This window comes from Bartonella sp. CL434QHHD, from assembly GCF_042195145.1.
Lineage (GTDB): Bacteria > Pseudomonadota > Alphaproteobacteria > Rhizobiales > Rhizobiaceae > Bartonella.
The window spans coordinates 57,475-80,427 of the sequence record NZ_JBHINT010000044.1 but is presented as its reverse complement, the minus strand read 5'-3'; the positions used below and the strand labels follow the sequence as shown (position 1 = coordinate 80,427).

Genomic DNA, 22,953 nt, shown 5'->3' with positions numbered 1-22,953 from the left:
ACTCTCTTTTATGCTGCGTCATGATAATGTTGCTTTTTGACTTTCTCGATTACATTTACAAAATCAGGTTGTAACCGGCGGGATTAAAAACAAAATTTTAATAGTTTTGGTAATGATCCATTGTCCCATGGCGCTGAGAATGTCAAAACATTTATATGAAAAAATTTTGCGGTTTCACGGTCTGTAAGAAGAATATTATTTTCAAACATCATTTTCATTATAAAAAACAACATATTATCATATGTTTCTTGATGTAATAATTTATGTATCTTATAAAAAGTAAATGAGAGAAATAGAGAGAAAAAATGCGTCACAGATAAGGGAGGATGCACCCCATATCTTAGCTTTGATCCCTAACATAAGAAGTCTATTTGATCCACAAAATACGACGCTGTTCTAAATAGTCTGTACGAGAATAGGCGCATTCTATTTTACCGCTGACCATATGATCTAAAATGGTTTCAGAGCTCCTATAAGAAGCATTTGTTTTTTCTACCAATCACATAAATTAGAGAGAAACCTATGCGCGCATGCTACAAGTTTATTTTTTCTCATGTAAATCACTATGCAATTCTCAGCGAGGGTATCTGATAAGTTGCAAAAAATCACTGAGATATAGAAGGCGTGCTTGTTTTAGAATTTTCATGACTGTTAACGATAAAAGCAGATGAAACACATCTGTAACATCTCATCGATCTTTCTATAGTCTTGAGTTAAAAATTGCCTATAGATCATCCTAAAACAGATCTTTATGAATATAACATAAGGGATTGGTGCGAACACCTATAAGAATCAGCAGAGACAAAGACAGTTATATTATTGTTTTGCAAAGCATTTTATAAAATCTGGTATATTTTTTCAATATATTGCCAGTCTATTAATGGTTTTATGATATTACTTTCTTATAAAGCGCGTGCTTTTTTGTTGCTTATAAATCAACCTAAACTTTATACAGCAGTATGTTTGAGACAAATATGAAGACGGTTCGGTGCTGTATTCAGTTTTTGTATGTCAGAGTGGAATAAGCTTGTCTTCTTATGTAATTTCTAAAATGAGGAGACAGCTTAATTTAGGGAGAATATGAAAGCATCAAGATAAAAAATAGTTTCTATCCTTAGCCTCATCTTTTAATTTAGTATTGCGATTTTCAAAAAAAAATCTGAGCCAATGTCTCTTACATAATGGAGATTACGCATTGCTGAGCACATTTTTTTATTACGTTCTTTGAATAGAGTTGCACCTCTCATACAAAACAGAATACCTAAACAGAAGGCTATTGGGTTGCCAATTCACGCACTTGTTTTAAAAAATATCTTGCAAGGTTGTTCCAACTATTTTTTCACGCAGTCTTTTATGAGTGGTATAACATAAAATCCACAGTGTATCGCCATCTTTATGCTTATAAAAGTGCAAGCTGGGGACATCATCATACTCTCTTTCAGTCTCCAACATTGCAACAATTATTGTGTTGAGACTCTTTAGAAGAGGCATTTTTTCTTCAAGTGGTTTTTATTCATACGCTAATCCCACTTGCATGTTATAAATGGAGTTGGATAGATAAAAATATTTTAAGAAAGAAACACCAAATGCTTCTTATGAATCGTTTCAAGTGTCGAGAGTTATTGTAAAAGAATCATTGAAAAGTAGAATGCTACTGCTAATGGTTTGGGCACCATGAGGTAATAAATCCACTTACTTTATCTATCTTAGAATCTATAGAATATAAATTTCTCTGTAAAAGTCACTTTATTTCATATCAATGTTATCAATTATAGATGTTGGGCATCATTAGTAATATAATCATAGACTTATGATTTTATGAACTCTTTTTTATCTCTTTTGTAGAAGATCTTAATGTTTTGTGATGGCATCAATGATGGTATTCACATTATGTTCCATCATATCGAGATAAGTTGCTGCTGGACCATTTTTGTTTGACAATGCATCAGAATAAAGTGTTCCACCAATTGTTAAACCTGTTTCTTTTGCAATCTGTTTTATGAGACGGGGATTAGAGATATTTTCAACGAATAGTGCAGCTGCTTTATTCGCTTTAATTTGTTTGATAAGTTTAGCAACATCGGCTGCGGATGCTTCAGCTTCTGTTGAAGCACTTTGAGGGGCAAGGATAGTAAAACCATATTCCTTGGCAAAATAGCCAAAGGCGTCATGAGATGTGATAATGATACGTTTATCTTTAGGAATAGTAGCAATTTTTGTTTTCAGGGTATCTTGTGCTATTTTAAGTTTTTGAATGTAGGTTTCGGCATTTTTTTTGTAGCTGGTGCAGGATTGTGGATCGATTTTACAAAAAGCAGCAGCGATATTCTTCACATAGATTTTGACATTGGGAATGGTTTGCCAAGCGTGTGGATCAATAACGCTGTGGTGGTGATGGGCATTATGTTCTTGATTTTTCATTTTGAGGGAGGGAATGTTAGCGCTAACTTCGACAAGAAGTGCTTTTGTACCACTTGCTGTAATGAGGCGATCAATAAATCCTTCTAAATGAAGCCCGTTGATGAAAATAATTTGAGCATTTCTAAGAGCTTGAGCATCATGGGGGGTAGGTTCATAAGTGTGGGTATTCGCATTGGGACCTACAAAAGTGGTCATAGAGATATGGTTGTCTCCTACATTTTTGACGAGATCTGCGAGAATAGAAAAGCTCGCAACAACTTTGATTTTATTGTGTGCAGAAGCAGAAAATGGAGAAAGGGCAAGCAATAAAGCTCCAAGAAGAGCAAATTTTTGAGCAAACTTAGGCACATTTTTTTCCTTAAAGTGAGGAGGTATAAAAGAGGTGGGGAAACCATGTTACAATAAAGCCACGTGGACTTATCAAACAGGAAACAAGATAAATAAATCCTGCGGCAATGATGATAGCAGGGCCGGAGGGAAGTGAAAGATGAAAAGAAAGCAGAAGACCACATACGCTAGAAATGATTCCAAAAAGAGTGGAAAGCGCGCAAATAGGGCCTAGCCGTGAAAACCAAAAACGGGCTGTAATGGCTGGAATCATCATAATGCCAACGGAGAGTAATGTTCCTAGTGATTGAAAGCCTCCAACCAGATTCAACACCACAAGTCCAAGCAATGAAATATGAATATATTTACTCAATGGAGAGAGTGATTTAAAAAAGAGGGGGTCAAAGCTTTCTAAAACGAGTGCACGCCAAAAAATACAAAGGCTGCATAGTGTAATCAGCATTATAGTAGCGATTAACCAAAGGGCTTGTGCATCAAGTGCAAGAACCGATCCGAATAAGAGATGAAGCAGCTCAATTGTTGAGTCTTTCAGTGAGATAATAATGACACCTGCCGCGAGTGCAATAAGATAAAAGACGGTCATGGATGCATCTTCTTTCTGAAAGCTGTTTCGTGAAATCAAAATGGTTGCTAAAGCAACAATAAGACCAGCGAAGATGCCACCAAGTGTCATAGATATGAGGGAAAAACCACAAATCAGAAAAGCAGTTGCAACACCAGGAAGAATGGCATGAGAGATAGCATCTCCTGTCAAGCTCATTCCACGGAGCATCAAAAACACACCAACAGGACAAGCGCTAATAGACAGGAAAATAGAACCGATAAGGGCGTTTTGCATAAATTGGAAATCAACAAAGGGGGCAAGAAAAAATGCATACACGTCTTATAACCTAAGAAAGAGAGGATCATTGATGGGAAGATTTTGTTTTTGTGCGCTAACAGGGAAAGAATTGGATGAGAGAGGTGGCATAACGTGATGAATGGTGTTGTTTAAAAACTGTGTTGTTTCTCCATAAAAGGCGTTTTGTTGATCAATTTGAATCATTTGGGGGAAAAATTCTTGCACGATGAGAGGGTTATGGAGTGCGGTGAGAATTGTGCGTCCTTGCTGTTGCCAGTATGTGATCAGTGCAAGAAGGTCTTTTTGGGTACTATGATCTACACCATTGAAAGGTTCATCAAGCAAAATAATATTGGCATCTTGCACAATGATACGTGCAAAAAGAGCGCGTTGTAATTGCCCGCCTGATAATGTTTCAAGTGAACGGGGTGCGAGTTCTGTAAGCCCAACCATTTTAAGCGCATTTTGAATCTTAGAATCATAAGGGCGTTGATTTTTCCATAATCCACAAAAAGACCACAGTCCTGTTTTTACAAGCGTTTTCACATCAATTGGAAATGTTTGATCTATATCACATTGCTGAGCAAGATAAGCAATGCGACTTTTTTTTTTGTTTTATAATTTTTCCCTTAAGAGGTTTAATCAATCCGGCGATGGCTTTTAGCAGTGTCGATTTTCCAGCGCCATTATCACCTGTTATTGCGACCAATGAACCAGCTTTTAACTTTGCTGAAAAGTTCTTTATTGCTATTCTATTCCTATAGCCTAATGTTGTCTTATTGAAGAGCAGATCCATATTTTTTACCATCGTTGCTTATTATTTTGGAAACTATGTAATAATATAACGTTTGTCAACAAAATGTTATATTATTACATAGTTTTGAGTACTGAAAATTTTAGTGGGAAGATCGTGGAAAATTAAAAATAATAATTGAATTCACCTTGACGAAAGAGAGAGAGTATATACTATATATAGTATCAAAATGATTGGTGATTCTAAATAAGCACAAGAGAGGGTGTTAGTGTGTTTCGTTTGGTATCTAAGTTATTTCCATTATTGTAAAGAGTTTATTGACCAAGGGTATAGCAGTATTTTTGCTGAAGGATCTCTTTTGGAAGGATTCCCTTTCATTTTTGTAATTGATTTTTGCCGTAAAAGAGTAAAACAGAGCTCTTGGAAAACGGTAGTTTAGAACGTTAGTTTTTTAGACAGCAGGAGGGAATTGTAATGCAAGCAAAAGATTGTTTTATAACTAGGGGACTTTGCCATTTAAGTTGTAGAATAATCTCTTATTCTCATCATAGTCTTTGAAGTTATTTGATGAGGAATTCTGTTATATTCAGGAAGCTGTGTACTATTTGAAAAATAACCACATGCTTTGCGTACAATTTCTATTTTTTGTTATTCTTGAGTACCTATAAAATTATTAGATTGACCTTTGAGGGTTGATTGTTTGGAATTGTGAAAGTTGAAGAAAATGTCGATCACTATTTATAGTAAACCATCTTGTGTCCAATGTGATGCTACACGCCGCGCTTTTGATGCAAAAGGCATTCGTTATCGTGTTGTTGATATTTCCTGTGATGAACAAGCATACAGTTTTGTTCAATCTCTGGGGTATCGTCAGGTTCCTGTCGTTGTTTGTGGTGAAAATCATTGGTCTGGTTTTAGACCAGATATGATTAGTGGTCTTTGTGCTTAATGGGGCTTATTGTTTATTATTCGAGTGCAACGGGTAATACACAGCATTTTGTCTCGCAGCTTGGTCAACGACTCTTCAAAATTGATAAAAGAAAGCCTTCTGCATTGGTTGGTGAACCTTATGTACTGGTTGTTCCTACATATGCAGATGGTGAAGGAAGAGGGGCAGTGCCGAAAGCCGTTGTCCAGTTTCTTAATGAAGCTGAGAACCGAAAATTAATTTGTGGTGTTATTGGCGGTGGGAATCGTAATTTTGGTCGCTATTATAATTTAGCAAGTAAAATTATTGCTGAAAAATGTTGTGTACCTTGCCTTTATCGTTTTGAGCTGCGTGGAACTGATGAAGACGTTATTTATGTAAAAAAGGGATTGGAAATATTTTGGAAACAATTGGTATAGGACAATCGCAGAAATCGGATCAGATTACTGATTATCATGCGCTGAATGCAATGCTTAATCTTTATGATGAAAATGGTCATATTCAATTTGATATGGATCGGCTTGCCGCACGGCAATATTTTCTTCAGCATGTTAATCAAAATACAGTTTTTTTTCATAATCTGAAGGAAAAAATAGATTACTTAATAGAAGAAGGTTATTATGAAAAAGCTTTATTTGAGCTTTATGATTTTTCTTTTATTAAAAAACTTTTTAAACGTGCTTATGCATTTAAGTTTCGTTTTCCTACCTTTTTAGGCGCATTTAAGTATTATACCAGCTATACACTGAAGACTTTTGATGGGAAACGTTATCTTGAACGTTATGAAGATCGCGTCTGTCTTGTAGCTTTATATTTGGCACAAGGGAATAAAGCTCTTGCTGAAAATTTTGTGGATGAAATTATTACAGGACGTTTTCAACCGGCAACACCGACATTTTTAAATGCTGGGAAAAAACAACGAGGTGAATTGGTTTCGTGTTTTTTGCTACGTGTTGAAGATAATATGGAATCGATAGGTCGTGCGGTTAATTCGGCTTTGCAGCTTTCAAAACGTGGTGGAGGTGTGGCGCTTTGTTTAACGAATTTGCGGGAAGCAGGGGCACCAATTAAGCAAATAGAAAATCAGTCCTCAGGTGTTTTACCGGTGATGAAACTCTTGGAAGATTCTTTTTCTTATGCCAATCAGCTTGGGGCACGACAGGGGGCTGGAGCTGTTTATTTGCATGCTCATCATTTAGATATTATGAAATTTTTGGATACAAAGCGTGAAAATGCTGATGAAAAAGTTAGAATTAAAACGCTTTCGCTTGGTGTCGTTATTCCTGATATTACTTTTGAGCTTGCACGGAATAATGAGGATATGTATCTCTTCTCATCGTATGATATCGAGCGTGTGACAGGTAAGCCTTTTAGCGATATTTCTTTAACGGAGCATTATCGTTCTTTTGTTGATAATGCAAAGATTCGTAAAAAGAAAATAAGTGCACGCGTTTTTTTCCAGACATTAGCGGAAATTCAATTTGAGTCCGGTTATCCCTATATTTTATTTGAGGATACTGCTAATCGATCGAATCCGATAGCTGGGCGCATAAGTATGAGCAATTTATGTTCAGAAATTTTGCAGGTGAGTGAGGCGAGTGAACTGGAGACAGATTTAACTTATCGCACGATTGGAAGTGATATATCCTGTAATCTTGGATCCATGAATATTGCCAAAGCAATGGAAAGTCCTGATTTTGGACAGACCGTGGAATCTGCTGTTCGTGCTCTTACTGCTGTTTCGGATATGAGCAATATTGCCTGTGTGCCTTCCATTGCGAAAGGCAATGCTGAAAGTCATGCGATTGGTTTGGGACAAATGAATTTGCATGGGTTTCTAGCGCGTGAGCAGATCTATTATGGGTCTCCAGAAGCGATTGATTTTACCAATATCTATTTTTATATTGTGACATATCATGCCATACGGGCTTCCAATTTAATTGCGCACGAACGTCAAGAAATGTTTGCAGGGTTTGAAAAATCAGCTTATGCAGATGGAAGTTTTTTCGAAAAATATATTGAAAAAGAATGGAAACCGCAATTTGCGCTTGTGCAAGAGCTTTTTGCACGGAATAATATTGTTATCCCAGATCAAAAGGATTGGCAGGAACTCAAAAAATTAGTTATTGAGTATGGGCTTTATAACCGCAATTTGCAGGCAGTTCCACCTACGGGATCTATTTCCTATATTAATCATGCCACTTCTTCTATTCATCCAATTGCTTCAAAAATTGAAATTCGTAAAGAGGGAAAAATTGGACGCGTTTATTATCCCGCTCCTTATATGGATAATACGAATTTGAATTTTTACCAAGATGCTTATGAGATTGGCCCTGAAAAAATTATAGATACCTATGCTGCTGCAACACAGCATGTTGATCAAGGTCTTTCATTAACATTATTTTTTCCTGATACAGCGACCACACGTGATATTAACCGCGCACAAATTTATGCTTGGAAAAAGGGTATCAAGAGTATTTACTATGTACGGTTACGGCAAGTAGCATTAAGTGGAACGGAAGTTGATGGCTGTGTTTCTTGCAGTTTATAGGAGATCATCATATGACAAAGATTACAACCAAAAATCCTGTTGTGTGCGCTGTTAATTGGAATAGATTACATGATGAGAAGGATCTTGAAGTATGGAATCGCTTAACTGGGAATTTTTGGTTACCTGAGAAGGTTCCACTTTCCAATGACATTCCCTCATGGTCAAGCTTAACGGATGAAGAACGTAAATTGACAATTCGTGTTTTTACAGGACTAACGCTTTTAGATACAATTCAAAACACTGTAGGGGCCATTTCGCTTCTGGCTGATGCGATAACAGAGCATGAGGAGGCAGTTTTGACGAATATTGCCTTCATGGAAGCGGTTCATGCACGTTCTTATTCCTCTATTTTTTCAACCCTTTGTTCGACGGTAGAAGTTGATGACGCGTTTAGATGGTCAGAAGAAAATATTCATTTGCAGAAAAAGGCTAGATTAGTACTTGAGCGTTATGAAGCAAATGATCCACTTAAGAAAAAAATTGCTTCGACTTTGCTGGAAAGCTTTTTATTTTATTCTGGTTTTTATTTGCCCATGTATTGGGCCAGTCGCGCTAAGTTGACCAATACAGCAGACCTCATTCGACTAATCATTCGTGATGAAGCAGTCCATGGTTATTATATAGGTTATAAATTCCAATTGGGCTTTGCAAAGCTTGATGAAGCCAAAAGACAAGAAATTAAAGATTTTGCTTTTAACCTGCTCTTTGATCTTTATAACATTGAGTGCAAATATACTGAAGATCTTTATGATGCGCTTGGATTGACAGAAGATGTTAAAATTTTTCTTCATTATAATGCAAACAAGGCTTTAATGAATTTAGGTTTTGAAGCTCTTTTCCCCCCTGAGGTTTGTCGTGTTAATCCCGCTATTTTGGCAGCTTTATCACCAAACTCTGACGAAAATCACGACTTTTTTTCAGGGGCAGGTTCTTCTTATGTCATCGGCAAGGCGGTTGCTACCACGGATGATGATTGGGAATTTTAATGTTTGCATGCAAATAGAAGTGCGCGGGGTATTCCACTTAGATCTTTGCGCACTTCTAAACATTGAAAACCATTTTTTTCGAACAAATTGCAGACTTCATTTTCTTGAGAGAAACCAATTTCAACAGCGATATAGCCGTTTTCTTTTAAGTAGTTGGCTGCTTCATGGGCGAGTTTTCGATAAAAATTAAGTCCATCTTCTCCTCCTATCAGAGCGCGCAATGGGTCATGTAAGCGCACTTCTTTTGCAAGTTTTTTGATATCTTTTGCGGGAATATAAGGTGGATTGGAAACAATAAAATCAAAGCGATCTGCGACAGAATCAAACCAGTCGCTAAGAAGAGGTGTGAAGCGGTGTGCTACTTCAGCATTTTTTGCATTTTTTTTTGCTGTTCTAAGGGCATCTTCAGAAATATCGACTGCCACCGCATAGGATTGGGGAATTTGTTTAAGGAGTGCAATAGCAATGGCGCCACTTCCTGTTCCCATATCAAGGAATGTTGTTTTTCTCGAATTTTCGACCTGTTTTTGGAGAAAAGGGAGAACAAGATCTATCAGCGTTTCTGTATCAGGGCGAGGTTCTAACGTCTCTTGAGACAATGTAAAAGATATACCATAAAATTCTCGTGCTCCTATAATACGGTAAACGGGTTCGCCTGCAATACGCCGTTGTAAAGCTTGTTCTATTTGTATAATATGCTCAGAAGATAGATGCATATCTGGTTTAGAAATTCTTTCAGCAGCATTTATTCCTGTTATCCATTCAACGAGTATTTTCGCATCGAGATCGGCTTCAGCAATTCCTTTCGTGCGCAATTTTTCTTGCATTTGTTGGATGACATTCTTGAAAGAATATTTGCTCAATTATTATCCATTTCCATCAGCAGTGTTGTTTGATGATCTGAGATGAGTGCATGAAGAAGCTCATCAAGATCTCCCTCTAGAATGCGATCAAGCTTATACAAGGTTAGATTAATACGGTGATCCGTGACACGTCCTTGTGGAAAATTATAGGTACGAATACGTTCTGAGCGATCACCAGAACCAACTTGGCTTTTACGAGAAGCTGAACGTTCACTTTCCGCTTTTTGTCGTTCGATATCGAATAAGCGTGCCCGTAAAATTTGAAGGGCTCTTGCTCGGTTTTGATGTTGTGATTTTTCTGCTTGTACGACCATAATTCCTGTTGGAATATGCGTGATACGAACAGCTGAATCCGTTGTATTAACATGCTGTCCTCCTGCTCCGGATGCACGCATTGTGTCGATACGAATATCTTCAGGACGAATATCAATATCAATATCTTCAGCTTCTGGAAGCACAGCAACGGTAGCAGCAGATGTATGGATACGTCCACCTGTTTCTGTTTCAGGGATGCGTTGCACACGATGAACCCCTGATTCATATTTCAATTTAGAAAAGACACCTTTTCCTGAAATGGTAGCAATAATCTCTTTATATCCGCCAACTTCCCCCTCACTAAGTGAAATAACTTCTACTTTCCAATGGTGAGCATGGGCATAACGTTCATACATGCGGAAAAGATCACCGGAAAAAAGTGCTGCTTCTGATCCACCCGTTCCTGCACGAATTTCAACAATAGCGTTTTTTTCATCAGCAACATCTTTAGGCAAAAGCAGAATCTGGAGTTCTTTTTCAAATTGCTCTACTTTTTTATATAACGATGGTAGCTCTTCTTGGGCAAGATTACGCATCTCTATATCTGTTTGTTTATCGTTGATAATCGTTTCTAATTCTGTAATCTCTTCGTAAAGAGCATTTAATGCGCGTATAGAGGCAATAACGGGTTGTAGTTCTGCATATTCAGAAGCTAATTTAACATATGTTTCAGCATTTGGATTCGTCGTCATTTGGCTTTCAATTATTTCAAAGCGCTTTTCAAGCTGTCTCATACGATCTTGTGGCAAGGAAACCATGATAATATTGGCCTAATTTTTTATAATACAATTTTTTATAATATTTTGTTGCAATGATTTTTTGTTATAATATTGGCAATGAATTACCGTATAGCATCATACAAAGAGGGGTAATAAAGCAATTCTTTTTTTTTTGCCAATGAAAACTATTATATTTTAAAGGTAAATTTTTATAAAATTTGATTTGCCTGAGGTCTTTTATCTAATGATATATGATCACTTTTTTAAGAGTTTTTTTTTCCGTAAAGTTCAAGGCGGTGATGAATAATATCATAGCCAAGAGATTTTGCAATTTCCTCTTGTAGCTTTTCAATAACATCAGAATGAAACTCGATGACTTGTCCTGTTTCTATATCAATGAGATGATCATGATGTTGCCCATCTGCTTGCTCAAAACGAGATGGACCACCACTAAAGCTATGGCGATGAATTGTTCCATTTCCTTCTAATATTTTCATGGTTCGATAAACAGTTGAGAGTGAAATATTCGAATCTATTTTGTTTGCACGCTGAAAAATTTCAAATGCATTGGGATGATCATTTGTATCAGTCAAAATATCAAGAATAACTCGTCGTTGACGTGTTACTCTTAAACCAGCGGTGCGCAATTCTTGCTCATAATTTCGCTTTTTATTCATTTGCATAATTTGCTTTTCAAATCAAGGCTCCATGACAGTGTTTGTATTTTTTCTCTGAACCGCAAGGACAACGCTCATTACGTCCAACTTTTCCCCATGTGGTTATATCGTTAGGGTCACGATCTTGTGGATTAACAAATCTATTTTCTTGTGATCGTGCCGATAAGGTGGGAGCATTTTCTTGACTTTGATCATTAAAGACAGAAGAAGCAGCATCAGTTTGCTCAGGTATGGTCGGTTCTGTGGGGTGTTGAATGATTTCAAAGCGCATAAGCTTAGAAGTGACAATTCGGCGCAAATTTCTCAACATACTTTGAAAGAGTTCAAATGATTCTGTCTTATATTCATTGAGCGGATCCCGCTGCGCATAACCACGAAAACCAACAACAGAACGCAAATGGTCTAAACTCACCAGATGTTCACGCCATAACGTGTCAATAGTTTCGAGCAATACTGCTTTGTGAAAATAAGCCATAACTTCTGGAGAATATCGTTCAGTACGCTCATTTTCAAGTTTTGTAACAGCATCTGATACACGCTCTAGAATTTGCTCCTCGGCAATTCCATCTTCTTTTGCCCATTCTTCCACTGGAAGCTCAAGATTAAAGAGTTGTTGAAGCTCTTCTTCAAGAGTTTTTGCATCCCATTTTTCAGAATATGTCCCTGATGGAATATAAGCCTCTACGAGATCCTCTACGACTTCATTGCGCATTTCAAGGATCATTTCTGATAAATCATCTGCGTTCATGACCTCCATACGCTGTTCAAAAATAACCTTGCGTTGATCATTCATGACATCATCATATTTTAGCAGATTTTTACGAATTTCAAAGTTTCGTGCTTCGACCTTTTTTTGTGCTTTTTCAAGGGCTTTATTAATCCATGGATGGATAATAGCTTCATTTTCTTTCAATCCAAGTTTTTGCAGCATACCATCCATACGGTTAGAGCCAAAGATACGCATAAGATCATCTTGAAGAGAGAGAAAGAATTTTGAGCGACCAGGATCGCCTTGGCGACCAGAACGTCCACGAAGCTGGTTATCAATACGACGGCTTTCATGACGTTCAGTAGCGATAACGTAAAGCCCTCCAGCCGCTAAAGCTTTTTCTTTAAGCTTCTGAACATCTTTTTTTATTTCTTCAATTTTAGCTGTTCGCTCTGGACCTTCGGGGATATCCTGTAACTCTTGTCGGATGCGCATTTCAACATTACCACCAAGCTGTATATCCGTACCGCGTCCTGCCATGTTGGTTGCAATGGTGAGAGCTCTAGGAACGCCTGCTTGCGCAATGATATATGCTTCTTGTTCGTGATAGCGAGCATTTAAGACTCTAAAATCGGTAATACCTTCTTTTCGCAAACGCTCTGCCAATTGTTCTGACTTTTCAATAGAGGTTGTTCCAACAAGAATAGGCTGTTCTTTTTCGTGCGCTTGACGGATATCACGCACAATTGCCCGATATTTCTCTTCTGCTGTTCGATAAATCTCATCATCTTCATCAATACGTTGTATTGGCAAATTTGTAGGGATTTCGACAACGTCAAGACCATAAATATTTCTGAATTCTTCGGCTTCTGTTGTTGCAGTTCCAGTCATGCCAGATAATTTCCTATACATACGGAAGTAATTTTGGAAAGTGATGGAAGCAAGTGTCTGGTTTTCTGGTTGAATAGCAACATGCTCTTTAGCTTCTAACGCTTGATGAAGTCCTTCAGAATAACGCCGCCCAGGCATCATTCGCCCTGTAAATTCGTCAATAATAACGATTTCATCATTGCGAACAATGTAATCTTTATCGCGAGCAAACAGTTTATGAGCTTTTAGAGCATTATTGACATGATGAACGATAGCGACATTTTCTATGTCATAAAGACTCTCACCTTTAAGATGCCCAGCTTGTTCGAGCATTTTTTCAATTTTTTCAGTACCAACTTCGGTAAAGGTCGTTGTTTTTTGTTTTTCGTCTATTTCATAGTCTTCTGGAGTTAAGGCAGGAATAAATGTATCAATAAGGTTATAGAAGTCAGTACGATCTTCTAGAGGACCAGAAATAATAAGGGGGGTACGGGCTTCATCAATAAGAATCGAATCAACTTCATCGACAATTGCGTAATGATGTCCACGTTGGACCATTTGACTACGATCGAAGGCCATATTATCACGCAAATAATCAAAACCTAGTTCATTATTTGTGGCATAGGTGATGTCGCATGCATAGGCCTCTCGGCGGGCATCACTATCAAGATCATGAAGAATCACGCCTGTTGTAAGCCCTAGAAAACTAAAAATTTTTCCCATTGTTTCAGCATCACGACTGGCGAGATAATCGTTTACTGTCACAACATGAACGCCTTTACCTTCCAATGCATTGAGATAAATTGGTAGAGTTGCCATTAAGGTTTTACCTTCACCAGTACGCATTTCAGCTATGCCGCAATCGTGAAGGACCATTCCACCAATAAGTTGTACGTCAAAAGGACGCATGTCATAAACACGTTTTGCGGCTTCACGAACAGTCGCGAAAGCTTCTGGTAAGAGCAAATCAACACTTTCACCTTCACTAAGACGTTTACGAAAGGCATCTGTTTTTTGGCAAAGCTGCTCATCACTTAATTTTACGAATTGTTCTTCCAAAGCATTAATTTGTGCAACTTTTTGGCGGAGTGCTTTGAGATGTCGCTCATGAGCTGAACCAAAAAACTTACGGGCAAAAACACCTAAACTGACCATCTCTGGCCCTTTCTTTTAATTGTTGTCACTCTTGTTGGGAAATTCATATGCTCTCCCCATACTCTACATTTCCTTCAGGTTGTCTGATATCATTGGAGACATCATGAAATGCAGACGGTACCATTATACTTGCTGGTGTGCAATTTTTCACTCTAATTGTAAAGTAGAGATAAGAGGCTAAGCGCTTTATGTCAACTTTAAGTATGCTATTTAACTGATACAATACAAAGTAATTTAAGATACAATATGTCATTTTTCTCTATTATCATGTTTTTCATCTGCATTAGATAGGATTGGAGAAACTGAGATAAAAGGATGATTTTATACTTTTTTAAAATAAAATTACTAATTTATTTCTCTATGTTTAAAGATTAAAGTGTTATGGTAAAGAAAATTGGAATCTTGAACCTGCCTTCATTTTTAAGGAGTATATTTATGAAATTTAACTTTATCACGCTTTTTTTAGCATCAACTTTATTGGCAAGTACAAGTTTAGGGGTGAGTGCTCAAGAAGGTTTGAATTCATCGTCGAGTGATTTAAAGACTTTAGAGAAAGCTTCTGAAAAAGCCGTTTCTCCTTCTCATGTTATGGCGGTTATTGATGGGAAAAATATTACAGCAGGCCAATTGGATGATTTAGCGCTTGAAATAAATCCTAATTTAGCACGTTTTCCTGATGAACAACGCCGTATGATGGTTTTAAAAGCTTATTTAGATATGCAGGCACTCGCAAAAGCAGCAAGAAGCAAGGGTCTTGATAAGACAGAAGCTTACGATAAACGTATGGCAGTCATGCGTGACAATGTTCTTCAACAGCTTTATTTTAAACAGGAGATTGTTGATAAAATATCGGATACTGATTTGGAAGCTCTTTATAAGCAAGAAGTTGCTGCTTTACCTAAAGAGGATGAGGTTAAAGCGCGTCATATTTTGGTCAAAACGAGAAAAGAAGCAGAAGCTATCATTAAGCATTTAAATAAAGGCGAAAATTTTGAAGAGATTGCAAAGAAAAGTTCAACAGATGGTTCTGCTGCCGTTGGGGGTGATCTTGGTTATTTTAGCCATGGTCAAATGGTCAAGCCTTTTGAAGATGCCGCATTTGGTTTGAAAGTTGGCGAATACACAAAACAACCCGTTGAAAGTCCTTTTGGTTGGCATATTATTAAATTAGAAGATCGTCGTGTAAAACAACCGCCTGCATTTGATGATGTTAAAGAGATGTTGCGGACACAGCTAATAAAAAAGCGCTATCAAGAACTGATTGTTGATTTGCGTAGCAAGATAGATGTGAAATACCCTGATCCTAATGTTACCAAAATCATGGAATCGCTTCATCAAAATGGGACGCTACTTCCCGATGAGACATCAGATGAAGAAGATACGGAATAGCTAGGAAAAATAGATAGCCTCTTTAATAGATAATTTGCTAGGTTAGTTTTGTTCAAAAAGCCTAGCAGTTTTCTATGAGAGGTTATTGATCTGCAATCATTTCATTTTTTATAGAAAGCATATTGTGGTTTTGAAAATCTCTCCTTTGTCGCCTCAAAAGATCCAAGAGCTTTCTCCATTATCTGGTGTACGGATAGCAACAGCTGAAGCTGGGATTAAATATAAAGATCGTACAGATCTTCTTTTCATCATATTCGATAAGCCAGTGAGTGTGGCCGGTGTTTTTACTCGTTCAAAATGTCCATCTGCCCCTGTAGAGCATTGTCGTGCATCGCTTCCTCATGGGGTTGCGAGGGGTGTTGTTGTGAATTCTGGAAATGCAAATGCTTTTACAGGAAGCAAAGGAAAGCACACAACCGATGCAATTATTTGTGCAGCAGCGAACGCTTTAAAGGTTAGAGAAGATGAAATTTTTATAGCTTCTACGGGTGTTATTGGTGAGCCAATGGATGCATCGGGTATTGTCAATCTTTTACCAAGTATGGCAGAGACAGCAGAAGAGGGCAATTGGTTGGAAGCTGCAAAAGCCATAATGACAACGGACACATTTCCAAAACTTGCGACGCGCACTTTTGACTGTGGGGGAGAGCGTGTTACCATTAATGGAATTGCAAAAGGTTCTGGTATGATTGCACCAGATATGGCGACAATGCTGTCATTTGTGGTTAGTGATGCGACTATTTCTTCGGATGCACTCCAATCCATGTTATCAGAGGCAGTTGAGGGTTCTTTCAATTCAATTACTGTTGATAGTGATACCTCCACTTCAGATACGCTTATGTTGTTTGCGACAGGAAAAGAACATTTTCCATGTCTTACAAGTAAATCTGATCCGCGTTATGGGGTTTTTGTGAAACAATTGAGTGCACTTCTGCATGAACTTGCACTACAAGTTGTTTGTGATGGTGAAGGTGCTCGTCATTTAATTGAGGTTAATGTGATGGGCGCTACAACAAACAATGCAGCTAAAACTATTGCTTTATCAATTGCAAATTCACCGCTCGTAAAAACGGCTATTGCCGGTGAAGATGCGAATTGGGGGCGGGTCGTTATGGCAGTTGGGAAGGCCGGTGTTGAAGTCGATCGTGATCTATTGACGATTTGGTTTGGTGAGCATCGTGTGGCCGTGAATGGCGTACGAGATCCTGAGTATTGTGAAGAGACAATAGGTGCTTATATGCAAGGTAAACACATCACAATTCGTGTTGATATCGGTTTGGGTAAGAGCACGGCGACGGTTTGGTCTTGCGATTTAACAAAAGAGTACGTTATGATCAATAGCGATTACAGAAGTTAATGGATGCACTTTATATTTAACAGCTTATTATTTTTCAGAGCAAATGGGGTATGTGAGCTCTTTTAGGAGCAGAGGGGATATGATAGGAAAGTCAGTTATTTTTATGTTCCCTATTGGGGAGTGATATGTGTATGAAAAGTTCTATTCTTCTTGTTGTTGCATGCGCATTGTTCGATCAGAATAATCGTGTTTTGCTTACACAGCGTCCTGAAGGAAAATCACTGGCTGGTTTATGGGAGTTTCCTGGTGGCAAGGTTGAGCAAGGTGAAACTCCGGAAGCATCATTGATTCGTGAATTAGAGGAAGAGCTTGGTATTTATGTTCAACTAAATAATTTACACCCTTTAACATTTGCAAGTCATAACTATAAAACATTTCATCTCTTAATGCCATTGTATCTTTGTGACCATTATGAGGGTGTTGCGCAAGGACGAGAGGGGCAAAATTTAGAATGGGTTTTTATTAATGATCTTGATAAATACTCTATGCCTGATGCTGATAAACCATTGGTTCAGGTATTGAAAAATCATCTTCTTTAATGTGTTATAAGAAGAAAATATAATTCAATATATTGATTTAAAATGATAATTTATAATTTTTTATGTTGAATGGGGAAGTCCAGAGTCGTAAAAAACTTTCTCATTTCAAATCTGTTTTATGTTAAATTAATCAAAACCATTCTTTTGCACGTTCCAAGCGGGGAGGGTTATGTGGATAAAATTATTTAAGAAAGAAATAAAATACGTGCTGAAAGAACACTCTCCAATAGCCAAGGGTTATCGCAACATTGAGAATTGGCAAAGTGTATAACGATGTCTTTACACGATTCATAAGTATAAAGATAGTGGTAGACAATGTATGTTACACTTTTCACGTGTATCATTGTGAGATGGGTTGGGGTGCACTGAGAGGTATAAGGGGTATTTATTTCATGAGATATCGATAATAGGAAAAATTTCAAAAAATGTTGCTTTTGATTAAGAGGGGTACGTTCTTTACGTAATGTAGAATGGCATTGTGTTGCATATTCACGAGCTTTTTTAAAAGAGGCACCTCGCAATGCTCCAAAGCCCATTTCGCGACGGTGCCCGGAATGATATAACGTTAAAGTCCCTATGGAAATAATGTAAAATCTATTGAGCGCCACTATCTTTACGCTTATGAAGAAGTAAGCTGGTCCCAATATTACGATAGCTCTTGGCATTTGAGGGCATTCAGAAGGAATATTTTTCTTTTCATAATCATTTTTACTTATACATCAATTACGCTTGTGATGAACAGACAAGCGGCTTTGATTGATCCAACATAAAAACAGATTTGAAATAAAAAATTTTACGATATTTAGAATGCTTGACGCAGAGTGAATGATGGATAATTATCCTTATAAATCAATATATTGTATAATAAAACATTCAATTAATTTTTTATAGGAGGCATGTATGAAGTTTCTTGAATTGGACGGCGTTTTGCGATGGGATATTGATTTTTTTTAGCGATACGCGTAATTGCGTTTTCCAAGGGCTCAATCATAACGTCCATAGAAAAACCATTTGCGTGAATAATATTTGCGTGATCGACCATAATAGCAACATGATCTTTCCAAAAAATTAAATCGCCTCGTTGAAGTTTATCAGTATCTGTAAGAGGACTGCCTATAGTTTCTTGCTGCATATCGGTGTCACGTAAAACTATTTGATCGGTCATCATCATAGAGAGCTGAATGAGTCCCGAACAATCAATTCCAAAACCGCTGACACCACCCCAAAGATAAGGTGTACGGATAAAGGTTTCTGCAACTGTGACATAATCTTCATATACGCGTCCAATGGGGCTGAGATGGCTCGTAATGATTGCTGTTCCATTTTCAAGAATAGAATACATTGTGTCACGGACTTCAATTTCATCAACAACACTGACTTTGCTTCCCATAGATAAAGGGGACACTATTGGTCCACGTAAGTCAGCGTGTAAATATTTAAATGTACGTGGTACTGAAACCACATGCGTTTGTTTTATGGTTGATGTACAAAGAACTTTTGTATCAATATAACCAACATAACCATCTTTGAGTGATTGTCCCCACGACATTGTTTCCACTTGTTCAAAAATGAGAAGTTCTTCTCCGAATAAGCATTCTGTTTGTCTTTCACTTTTTTTACTATTTTCTTTAAAAAGTCCAGCGACCGCTGTATTAACACGTCTTTTTTCACCTTGAACAAAGCGCTGAGCTGTAATTTCTGTTTCAAGACGTTGATCTGCTAGATCATCTCTGAATGCATGAAGTCTTGGGTCTTTAGAGATCATCTCTTTGCTTTCCATTTTGTTATTTCTTACCTTTAAACAAACTCATGAAAGCTGTATTGGTAAGATTTTTATCCTCAAACAAAACTAAGAACACTGTGTAAGACCAATTATTCTTTAAGCTGCAAAATTGTCCATTTTTGTGGATATTTTGTGTCAAAATTCATTTTTTAAAAATATTATAAAGGGCACGAATAGTTTGTGCTGATCCACCAATAGGGTATCCTGGTTTTTCTTTTGGAATCCATCCATAAAGGTCAAAGTGCGCAAAATGTTCAGCTTTTTCAACAAAAGAATTAAGAAATAAAGCAGCTGTTATAGAACCAGCAAAGCTGTTTCCAGTTACATTGTTAAGATCAGCAATTGGTGATGATAACATCTCTTGGTAAGGTTTCCAAAGGGGCATTTGCCAAAGAGGATCAAAGACAGCGTGAGCAGATTCAGAAATTTGTTGTGCCCATATTGAATCATTACAATAAAATGCGGGAAGATCTGGTCCTAATGCTATACGCGCTGCCCCTGTTAAAGTAGCCATACAAAGCATGAATTGTGGACTTTCTTCATCACCATAGGCGAGTGCATCGGCAAGGACAAGGCGCCCTTCAGCATCTGTATTACCTACTTCAACACTTAAACCTTTACGACTTCTGAGGATATCACTTGGTCGGTAAGCATTCGCAGAAATTGCATTTTCTACAGCTGGAATCAAAACACGTAGACGGAAAGGCAATTTTGCATCCATGATAAGTTTAGCCAATCCCAAAACGTTTGCTCCACCCCCCATGTCTTTTTTCATAAGCAACATGTTATTGGCTGATTTAATATCGAGTCCTCCAGTATCAAAAGTTACGCCTTTGCCCACCAACGTTATTTTAGGATGATGTTCTTTCCCCCAGAGTAACTCAATCAGTCGTGGTGCAGTGCTGCCTGCTCGTCCTACAGCATGAATCATCGGAAAGTTATGGGTTAAGAGATCATCTCCACAAATACTTTTGATGTGAGCACCGTAGGTTTTTCCTAGTTTTCGAGCTTCTTTTTCGAGAGCATCAGGGGTCATATCATTGGCTGGAATATTAATGAGATCACGGACGAAAAAGACAGCTTCATAAATTCGTTGGAGTTCATTAAGATCAACGGCCTCATTGACATGGATGGATAATGATTTGAAAGAAGAATTTTGACGATAGCGATTAAATTGATAGCTACCGAATGCTAATCCAAGATAGGTATTTATTTCATCAGAGGTTGTACCTTCTAAATGCCATTGGCCAGCAGGAAGTTTTTGAGCAAGAACTCCTGTGATAAAAGGATCGCTATTATTGCCAATTCCAAATAAAACTTTTTTTAAATGCCCCGTTTCGTGAGGAACAAAGAGTATTTGTCCCGCTTTTCCAGTAAAGTCATTAACTTTTATCCATGCTGTTGTTGACGCATCAAGTGATAAGTTAGCAAGATTTCTTTGGTTTACCAAGATGATAGGGCAACTGTTATCGATACGCGTTGAGGTAAAATGAATGTGGTGGTGCTGCATAGTTATGAGATCCTTATAGTCGTCTAAGTGCGACATATTCGACCAAATGATTTTTTCCCTTTCGTAGAATGAGATTGGACCGTGGTCGTGTTGGCAATATATTTTCCTGTAAATTTTTTAAATTAATCGTTTGCCAAAGATCCTCAGCGATTTTTGAGGCTTCTTTTTCATTGAGGTGGGCATAACGATGAAAATAGGATTCAGGATTTTGAAAAGTTGTTTTACGCAAACGTTTAAAGCGCTCCAAATACCAGTGACGAATGACTTCTGTTTCGGCATCGACATAGATTGAAAAATCAAAAAAATCTGATACGAAAGGAATAGCTTTTCCATCTTTAGGAAGATCACTGACCTGTAATACATTAATACCTTCAACAATTAAAATATCAGGACGATCGATGGTAATTGTCTGATTTTCTAGAACATCATAGGTCATATGTGAGTAAAGTGGGGCACGGACATTTCCGATACCTGCTTTTATAGCCGAAAGAAAGCACAGCAGCTTTTTAATGTCATAGGAATCAGGAAATCCTTTACGATTCATACGATTTTTTTGCTGTAAGATTGCGTTAGGATAGAGAAAACCATCCGTTGTGATTAGATCAACTTTAAGACTAGATGTCCAACGTTTCAACAGTTCTTGAAGAATGCGAGCCGTGGTTGATTTTCCTACAGCTACAGAACCAGCAATTCCAATAATAAAGGGCGTTTTTCTACTCTCTTCTTGATGGAGAAACTGCTGACGTTTGTGGAAAAGTTCCTGTACTGCTTCAACATGGCATGATAACAGACGCGATAAAGAAAGATAAATGCGTTGGACTTCTTTAAGATCGATAGGATCATCAATAGAGCGTAAACGCTTAATTTCATCAAAAGTCAAAGTAAGAGGTGTGTCTTCACGAAACTCTGACCATTCTTGTGCAGTAAAAACACGATAGGGTGAATATCGGTCAGAAACAGATTTGACCAGATTATCTTTCTGATTAATTTTTTGTATAGTTGTATCAATCATTTGTATTTGTCGAGATTTTTTTGCAGCAGCAATTGATTAAGAGCAGACAGAAGAGCGGCTTTATTTTCAAATAAATTTTGTTTTGCATGCTCTCTTCTTTTAAGATAATAGATCATTTTTCATTAACTTATAGTCCAGTCATTCCAGTTTGCACGGATTTGTGCTAATGAGTGCCCTTGCGCCAAAAAAGCCCATAAAAGTAGACGCGCTTTTACGGCTGATAAATAACCAGACATGAGAGCACCAGAAGCAATCATATCGATTTCGGAGCCTTTATAGCCATAAGTTATACGAGTTGTTGAGCCATTACAACAACGACTAGCAATAATGATTGGTATTTTTTGTGCATATTGTTGTACAAGGTCTGCTTCTTGAAAACTACAGTGCCCCGCACCAAAACCAGCAATAACAACTCCAGCATAATACCCACTTTCAAGGCATAGTTTCATTAATTGTGCACCAGATGATAAAGAGGAATAGAGGAGTGCAATTTGATGATCATGATTTTGGGGAAGATCAAACGTTGTCGGAAAAAATTTTCGATCATTGAAATAAATAAGTTTTCCCTCTAAAATAGTTCCTAAAACACCTGCAAGACCTGATTGAAATGTTTCGACTTTGACGGTATGGCTTTTATAGAGCCAATAAGGTGAATGAATTGCATCATTTATGACAACGAGAACGCCCCTGTTACGACTTTGTGTGGCTGCTGCGACACGAGTGGCTGCTAAAATGTTTGCGGGGCCATCCGCGCCTGCTTCATGAGGCATGCGCATAGCGCCGGTTATGATGAGTGGTTCAGCCTCCTTCCAATAAAGAGAAAGAAAAAAAGCTGTTTCTTCCAGAGTATCAGTCCCTTGTGTTAAAACAATACCTTCTGCACCAGCGTTTATTTGTTGTTTTGCCCACTTAATTATTTCAAAAAGCATTTGAAACGATAAAGATCCACTTGGTATTTGCATTAATGTTTGTGCATGAATATCAGCAACGTTATTTAAATCAGGAACACTTTTTATAAGGTTATCTGAAGTTAAAGTCGGTTGCATGTGACCAAAACTATCAGCAGTCATTGCAATTGTTCCACCTAAGGTCCCTATGGCTATTTTTTTCATAATTTTCCTCTAAAAAGCACAAACTGTTTATATAAAGCTATTTAGCAGTAATTTACATTGACAACAATGATATCATTTTTCCATTTTCAACAAATTGAGTTATGCTGAATCATT

At 37.5% G+C, this 22,953-nt stretch carries 17 protein-coding genes and 2 pseudogenes; 7 read left to right on the top strand and 12 right to left on the bottom strand.

The genetic code is table 11. From position 1 onward, the window contains the following. Positions 1–8: 8 nt before the first annotated feature. The 4 genes and pseudogenes from ACFILN_RS08205 to ACFILN_RS08190 form a co-directional block, all read right to left on the bottom strand. Positions 9–209: pseudogene (locus tag ACFILN_RS08205) on the bottom strand (DNA-binding protein). A 1,642-nt stretch (positions 210–1,851) separates the two neighbouring features. After that, a complete protein-coding gene (locus ACFILN_RS08200; RefSeq protein ID WP_375631087.1) occupies positions 1,852–2,769 on the bottom strand; it encodes a metal ABC transporter solute-binding protein, Zn/Mn family in 918 nt (305 codons plus the stop codon). 10 nt (positions 2,770–2,779) lie between these two features. Next, complete coding sequence (locus tag ACFILN_RS08195; RefSeq protein WP_375631086.1) at positions 2,780–3,649, bottom strand: metal ABC transporter permease; 870 nt, start codon at positions 3,647–3,649, stop codon at positions 2,780–2,782. Positions 3,650–3,652: 3 nt separating this feature from the next. Then, positions 3,653–4,406, bottom strand: a pseudogene (locus ACFILN_RS08190) (ABC transporter ATP-binding protein). A 682-nt stretch (positions 4,407–5,088) separates the two neighbouring features. Between ACFILN_RS08190 and nrdH the strand changes: the two are divergent. From nrdH to nrdF, 4 genes are read left to right on the top strand one after another with little or no spacing between them, the layout of a single operon-like run. After that, positions 5,089–5,313 (top strand): glutaredoxin-like protein NrdH, encoded by a 225-nt coding sequence (gene nrdH, locus ACFILN_RS08185; RefSeq protein WP_273790608.1) that lies wholly within the window; start codon positions 5,089–5,091, stop codon positions 5,311–5,313. Then, positions 5,313–5,711 carry a class Ib ribonucleoside-diphosphate reductase assembly flavoprotein NrdI gene (gene nrdI, locus ACFILN_RS08180; protein WP_273790607.1) on the top strand — a complete coding sequence of 133 codons (399 nt, stop codon included), beginning with the start codon at positions 5,313–5,315 and terminating at the stop codon, positions 5,709–5,711. The genes nrdH and nrdI overlap by 1 nt, the downstream gene beginning before the upstream one ends. Then, on the top strand, positions 5,693–7,843 hold the full coding sequence (gene nrdE, locus ACFILN_RS08175; protein ID WP_273790606.1) for a class 1b ribonucleoside-diphosphate reductase subunit alpha: 2,151 nt from the start codon (positions 5,693–5,695) through the stop codon (positions 7,841–7,843). The genes nrdI and nrdE overlap by 19 nt, the downstream gene beginning before the upstream one ends. Positions 7,844–7,854: 11 nt before the next feature. Then, the gene (nrdF, locus tag ACFILN_RS08170; protein WP_273722534.1) at positions 7,855–8,829 is read left to right on the top strand and encodes a class 1b ribonucleoside-diphosphate reductase subunit beta; all 975 of its coding nucleotides are present in this window, start codon (positions 7,855–7,857) and stop codon (positions 8,827–8,829) included. On the opposite strand, the gene prmC is transcribed toward nrdF, so the two are convergent. From prmC to secA, 4 genes are all read right to left on the bottom strand, one after another. Beyond that, positions 8,826–9,692, bottom strand: a complete 867-nt coding sequence (prmC, locus tag ACFILN_RS08165) for a peptide chain release factor N(5)-glutamine methyltransferase (protein WP_375671257.1) — start codon at positions 9,690–9,692, stop codon at positions 8,826–8,828. The genes nrdF and prmC overlap by 4 nt on opposite strands. Continuing rightward, positions 9,689–10,765 (bottom strand): peptide chain release factor 1, encoded by a 1,077-nt coding sequence (gene prfA / locus ACFILN_RS08160; RefSeq protein WP_375631085.1) that lies wholly within the window; start codon positions 10,763–10,765, stop codon positions 9,689–9,691. Before prfA ends, prmC begins: the two co-directional genes overlap by 4 nt. Positions 10,766–10,989: 224 nt before the next feature. Then, a complete protein-coding gene (locus ACFILN_RS08155) occupies positions 10,990–11,409 on the bottom strand; it encodes a Fur family transcriptional regulator (RefSeq protein WP_375606771.1) in 420 nt (139 codons plus the stop codon). Positions 11,410–11,419: 10 nt separating this feature from the next. After that, positions 11,420–14,137 carry a preprotein translocase subunit SecA gene (gene secA / locus ACFILN_RS08150; protein WP_375671255.1) on the bottom strand — a complete coding sequence of 906 codons (2,718 nt, stop codon included), beginning with the start codon at positions 14,135–14,137 and terminating at the stop codon, positions 11,420–11,422. Positions 14,138–14,572: 435 nt separating this feature from the next. Here secA and ACFILN_RS08145 point away from each other — a divergent pair, with 435 nt between their 5' ends. The 3 genes from ACFILN_RS08145 to mutT all read left to right on the top strand — a co-directional run bounded on the left by ACFILN_RS08145 (position 14,573) and on the right by mutT (position 17,422). Beyond that, positions 14,573–15,526 carry a peptidylprolyl isomerase gene (locus ACFILN_RS08145; protein WP_273790601.1) on the top strand — a complete coding sequence of 318 codons (954 nt, stop codon included), beginning with the start codon at positions 14,573–14,575 and terminating at the stop codon, positions 15,524–15,526. A 124-nt stretch (positions 15,527–15,650) separates the two neighbouring features. Then, on the top strand, positions 15,651–16,883 hold the full coding sequence (gene argJ, locus ACFILN_RS08140) for a bifunctional glutamate N-acetyltransferase/amino-acid acetyltransferase ArgJ (protein WP_375659968.1): 1,233 nt from the start codon (positions 15,651–15,653) through the stop codon (positions 16,881–16,883). Positions 16,884–17,008: 125 nt separating this feature from the next. Next, a complete protein-coding gene (gene mutT, locus ACFILN_RS08135; protein WP_273790599.1) occupies positions 17,009–17,422 on the top strand; it encodes an 8-oxo-dGTP diphosphatase MutT in 414 nt (137 codons plus the stop codon). An 877-nt stretch (positions 17,423–18,299) separates the two neighbouring features. Here the strand turns inward: mutT and ACFILN_RS08130 are convergent. From ACFILN_RS08130 to ACFILN_RS08115, 4 genes are all read right to left on the bottom strand, one after another. Beyond that, entirely contained in the window at positions 18,300–19,187 is an 888-nt protein-coding gene (locus ACFILN_RS08130) for an NlpC/P60 family protein (RefSeq protein WP_375671253.1), read from the bottom strand. 160 nt (positions 19,188–19,347) lie between these two features. Further along, on the bottom strand, positions 19,348–20,715 hold the full coding sequence (locus ACFILN_RS08125) for a M17 family metallopeptidase (protein WP_375671252.1): 1,368 nt from the start codon (positions 20,713–20,715) through the stop codon (positions 19,348–19,350). A gap of 13 nt (positions 20,716–20,728) precedes the next feature. Further along, positions 20,729–21,727 (bottom strand): type I pantothenate kinase, encoded by a 999-nt coding sequence (coaA, locus tag ACFILN_RS08120; RefSeq protein ID WP_273790598.1) that lies wholly within the window; start codon positions 21,725–21,727, stop codon positions 20,729–20,731. 122 nt (positions 21,728–21,849) lie between these two features. Further along, positions 21,850–22,839: an asparaginase gene (locus ACFILN_RS08115; RefSeq protein ID WP_375637596.1), complete on the bottom strand. Its 990-nt coding sequence runs from the start codon at positions 22,837–22,839 to the stop codon at positions 21,850–21,852. Between the last annotated feature and the right edge of the window lie 114 nt (positions 22,840–22,953).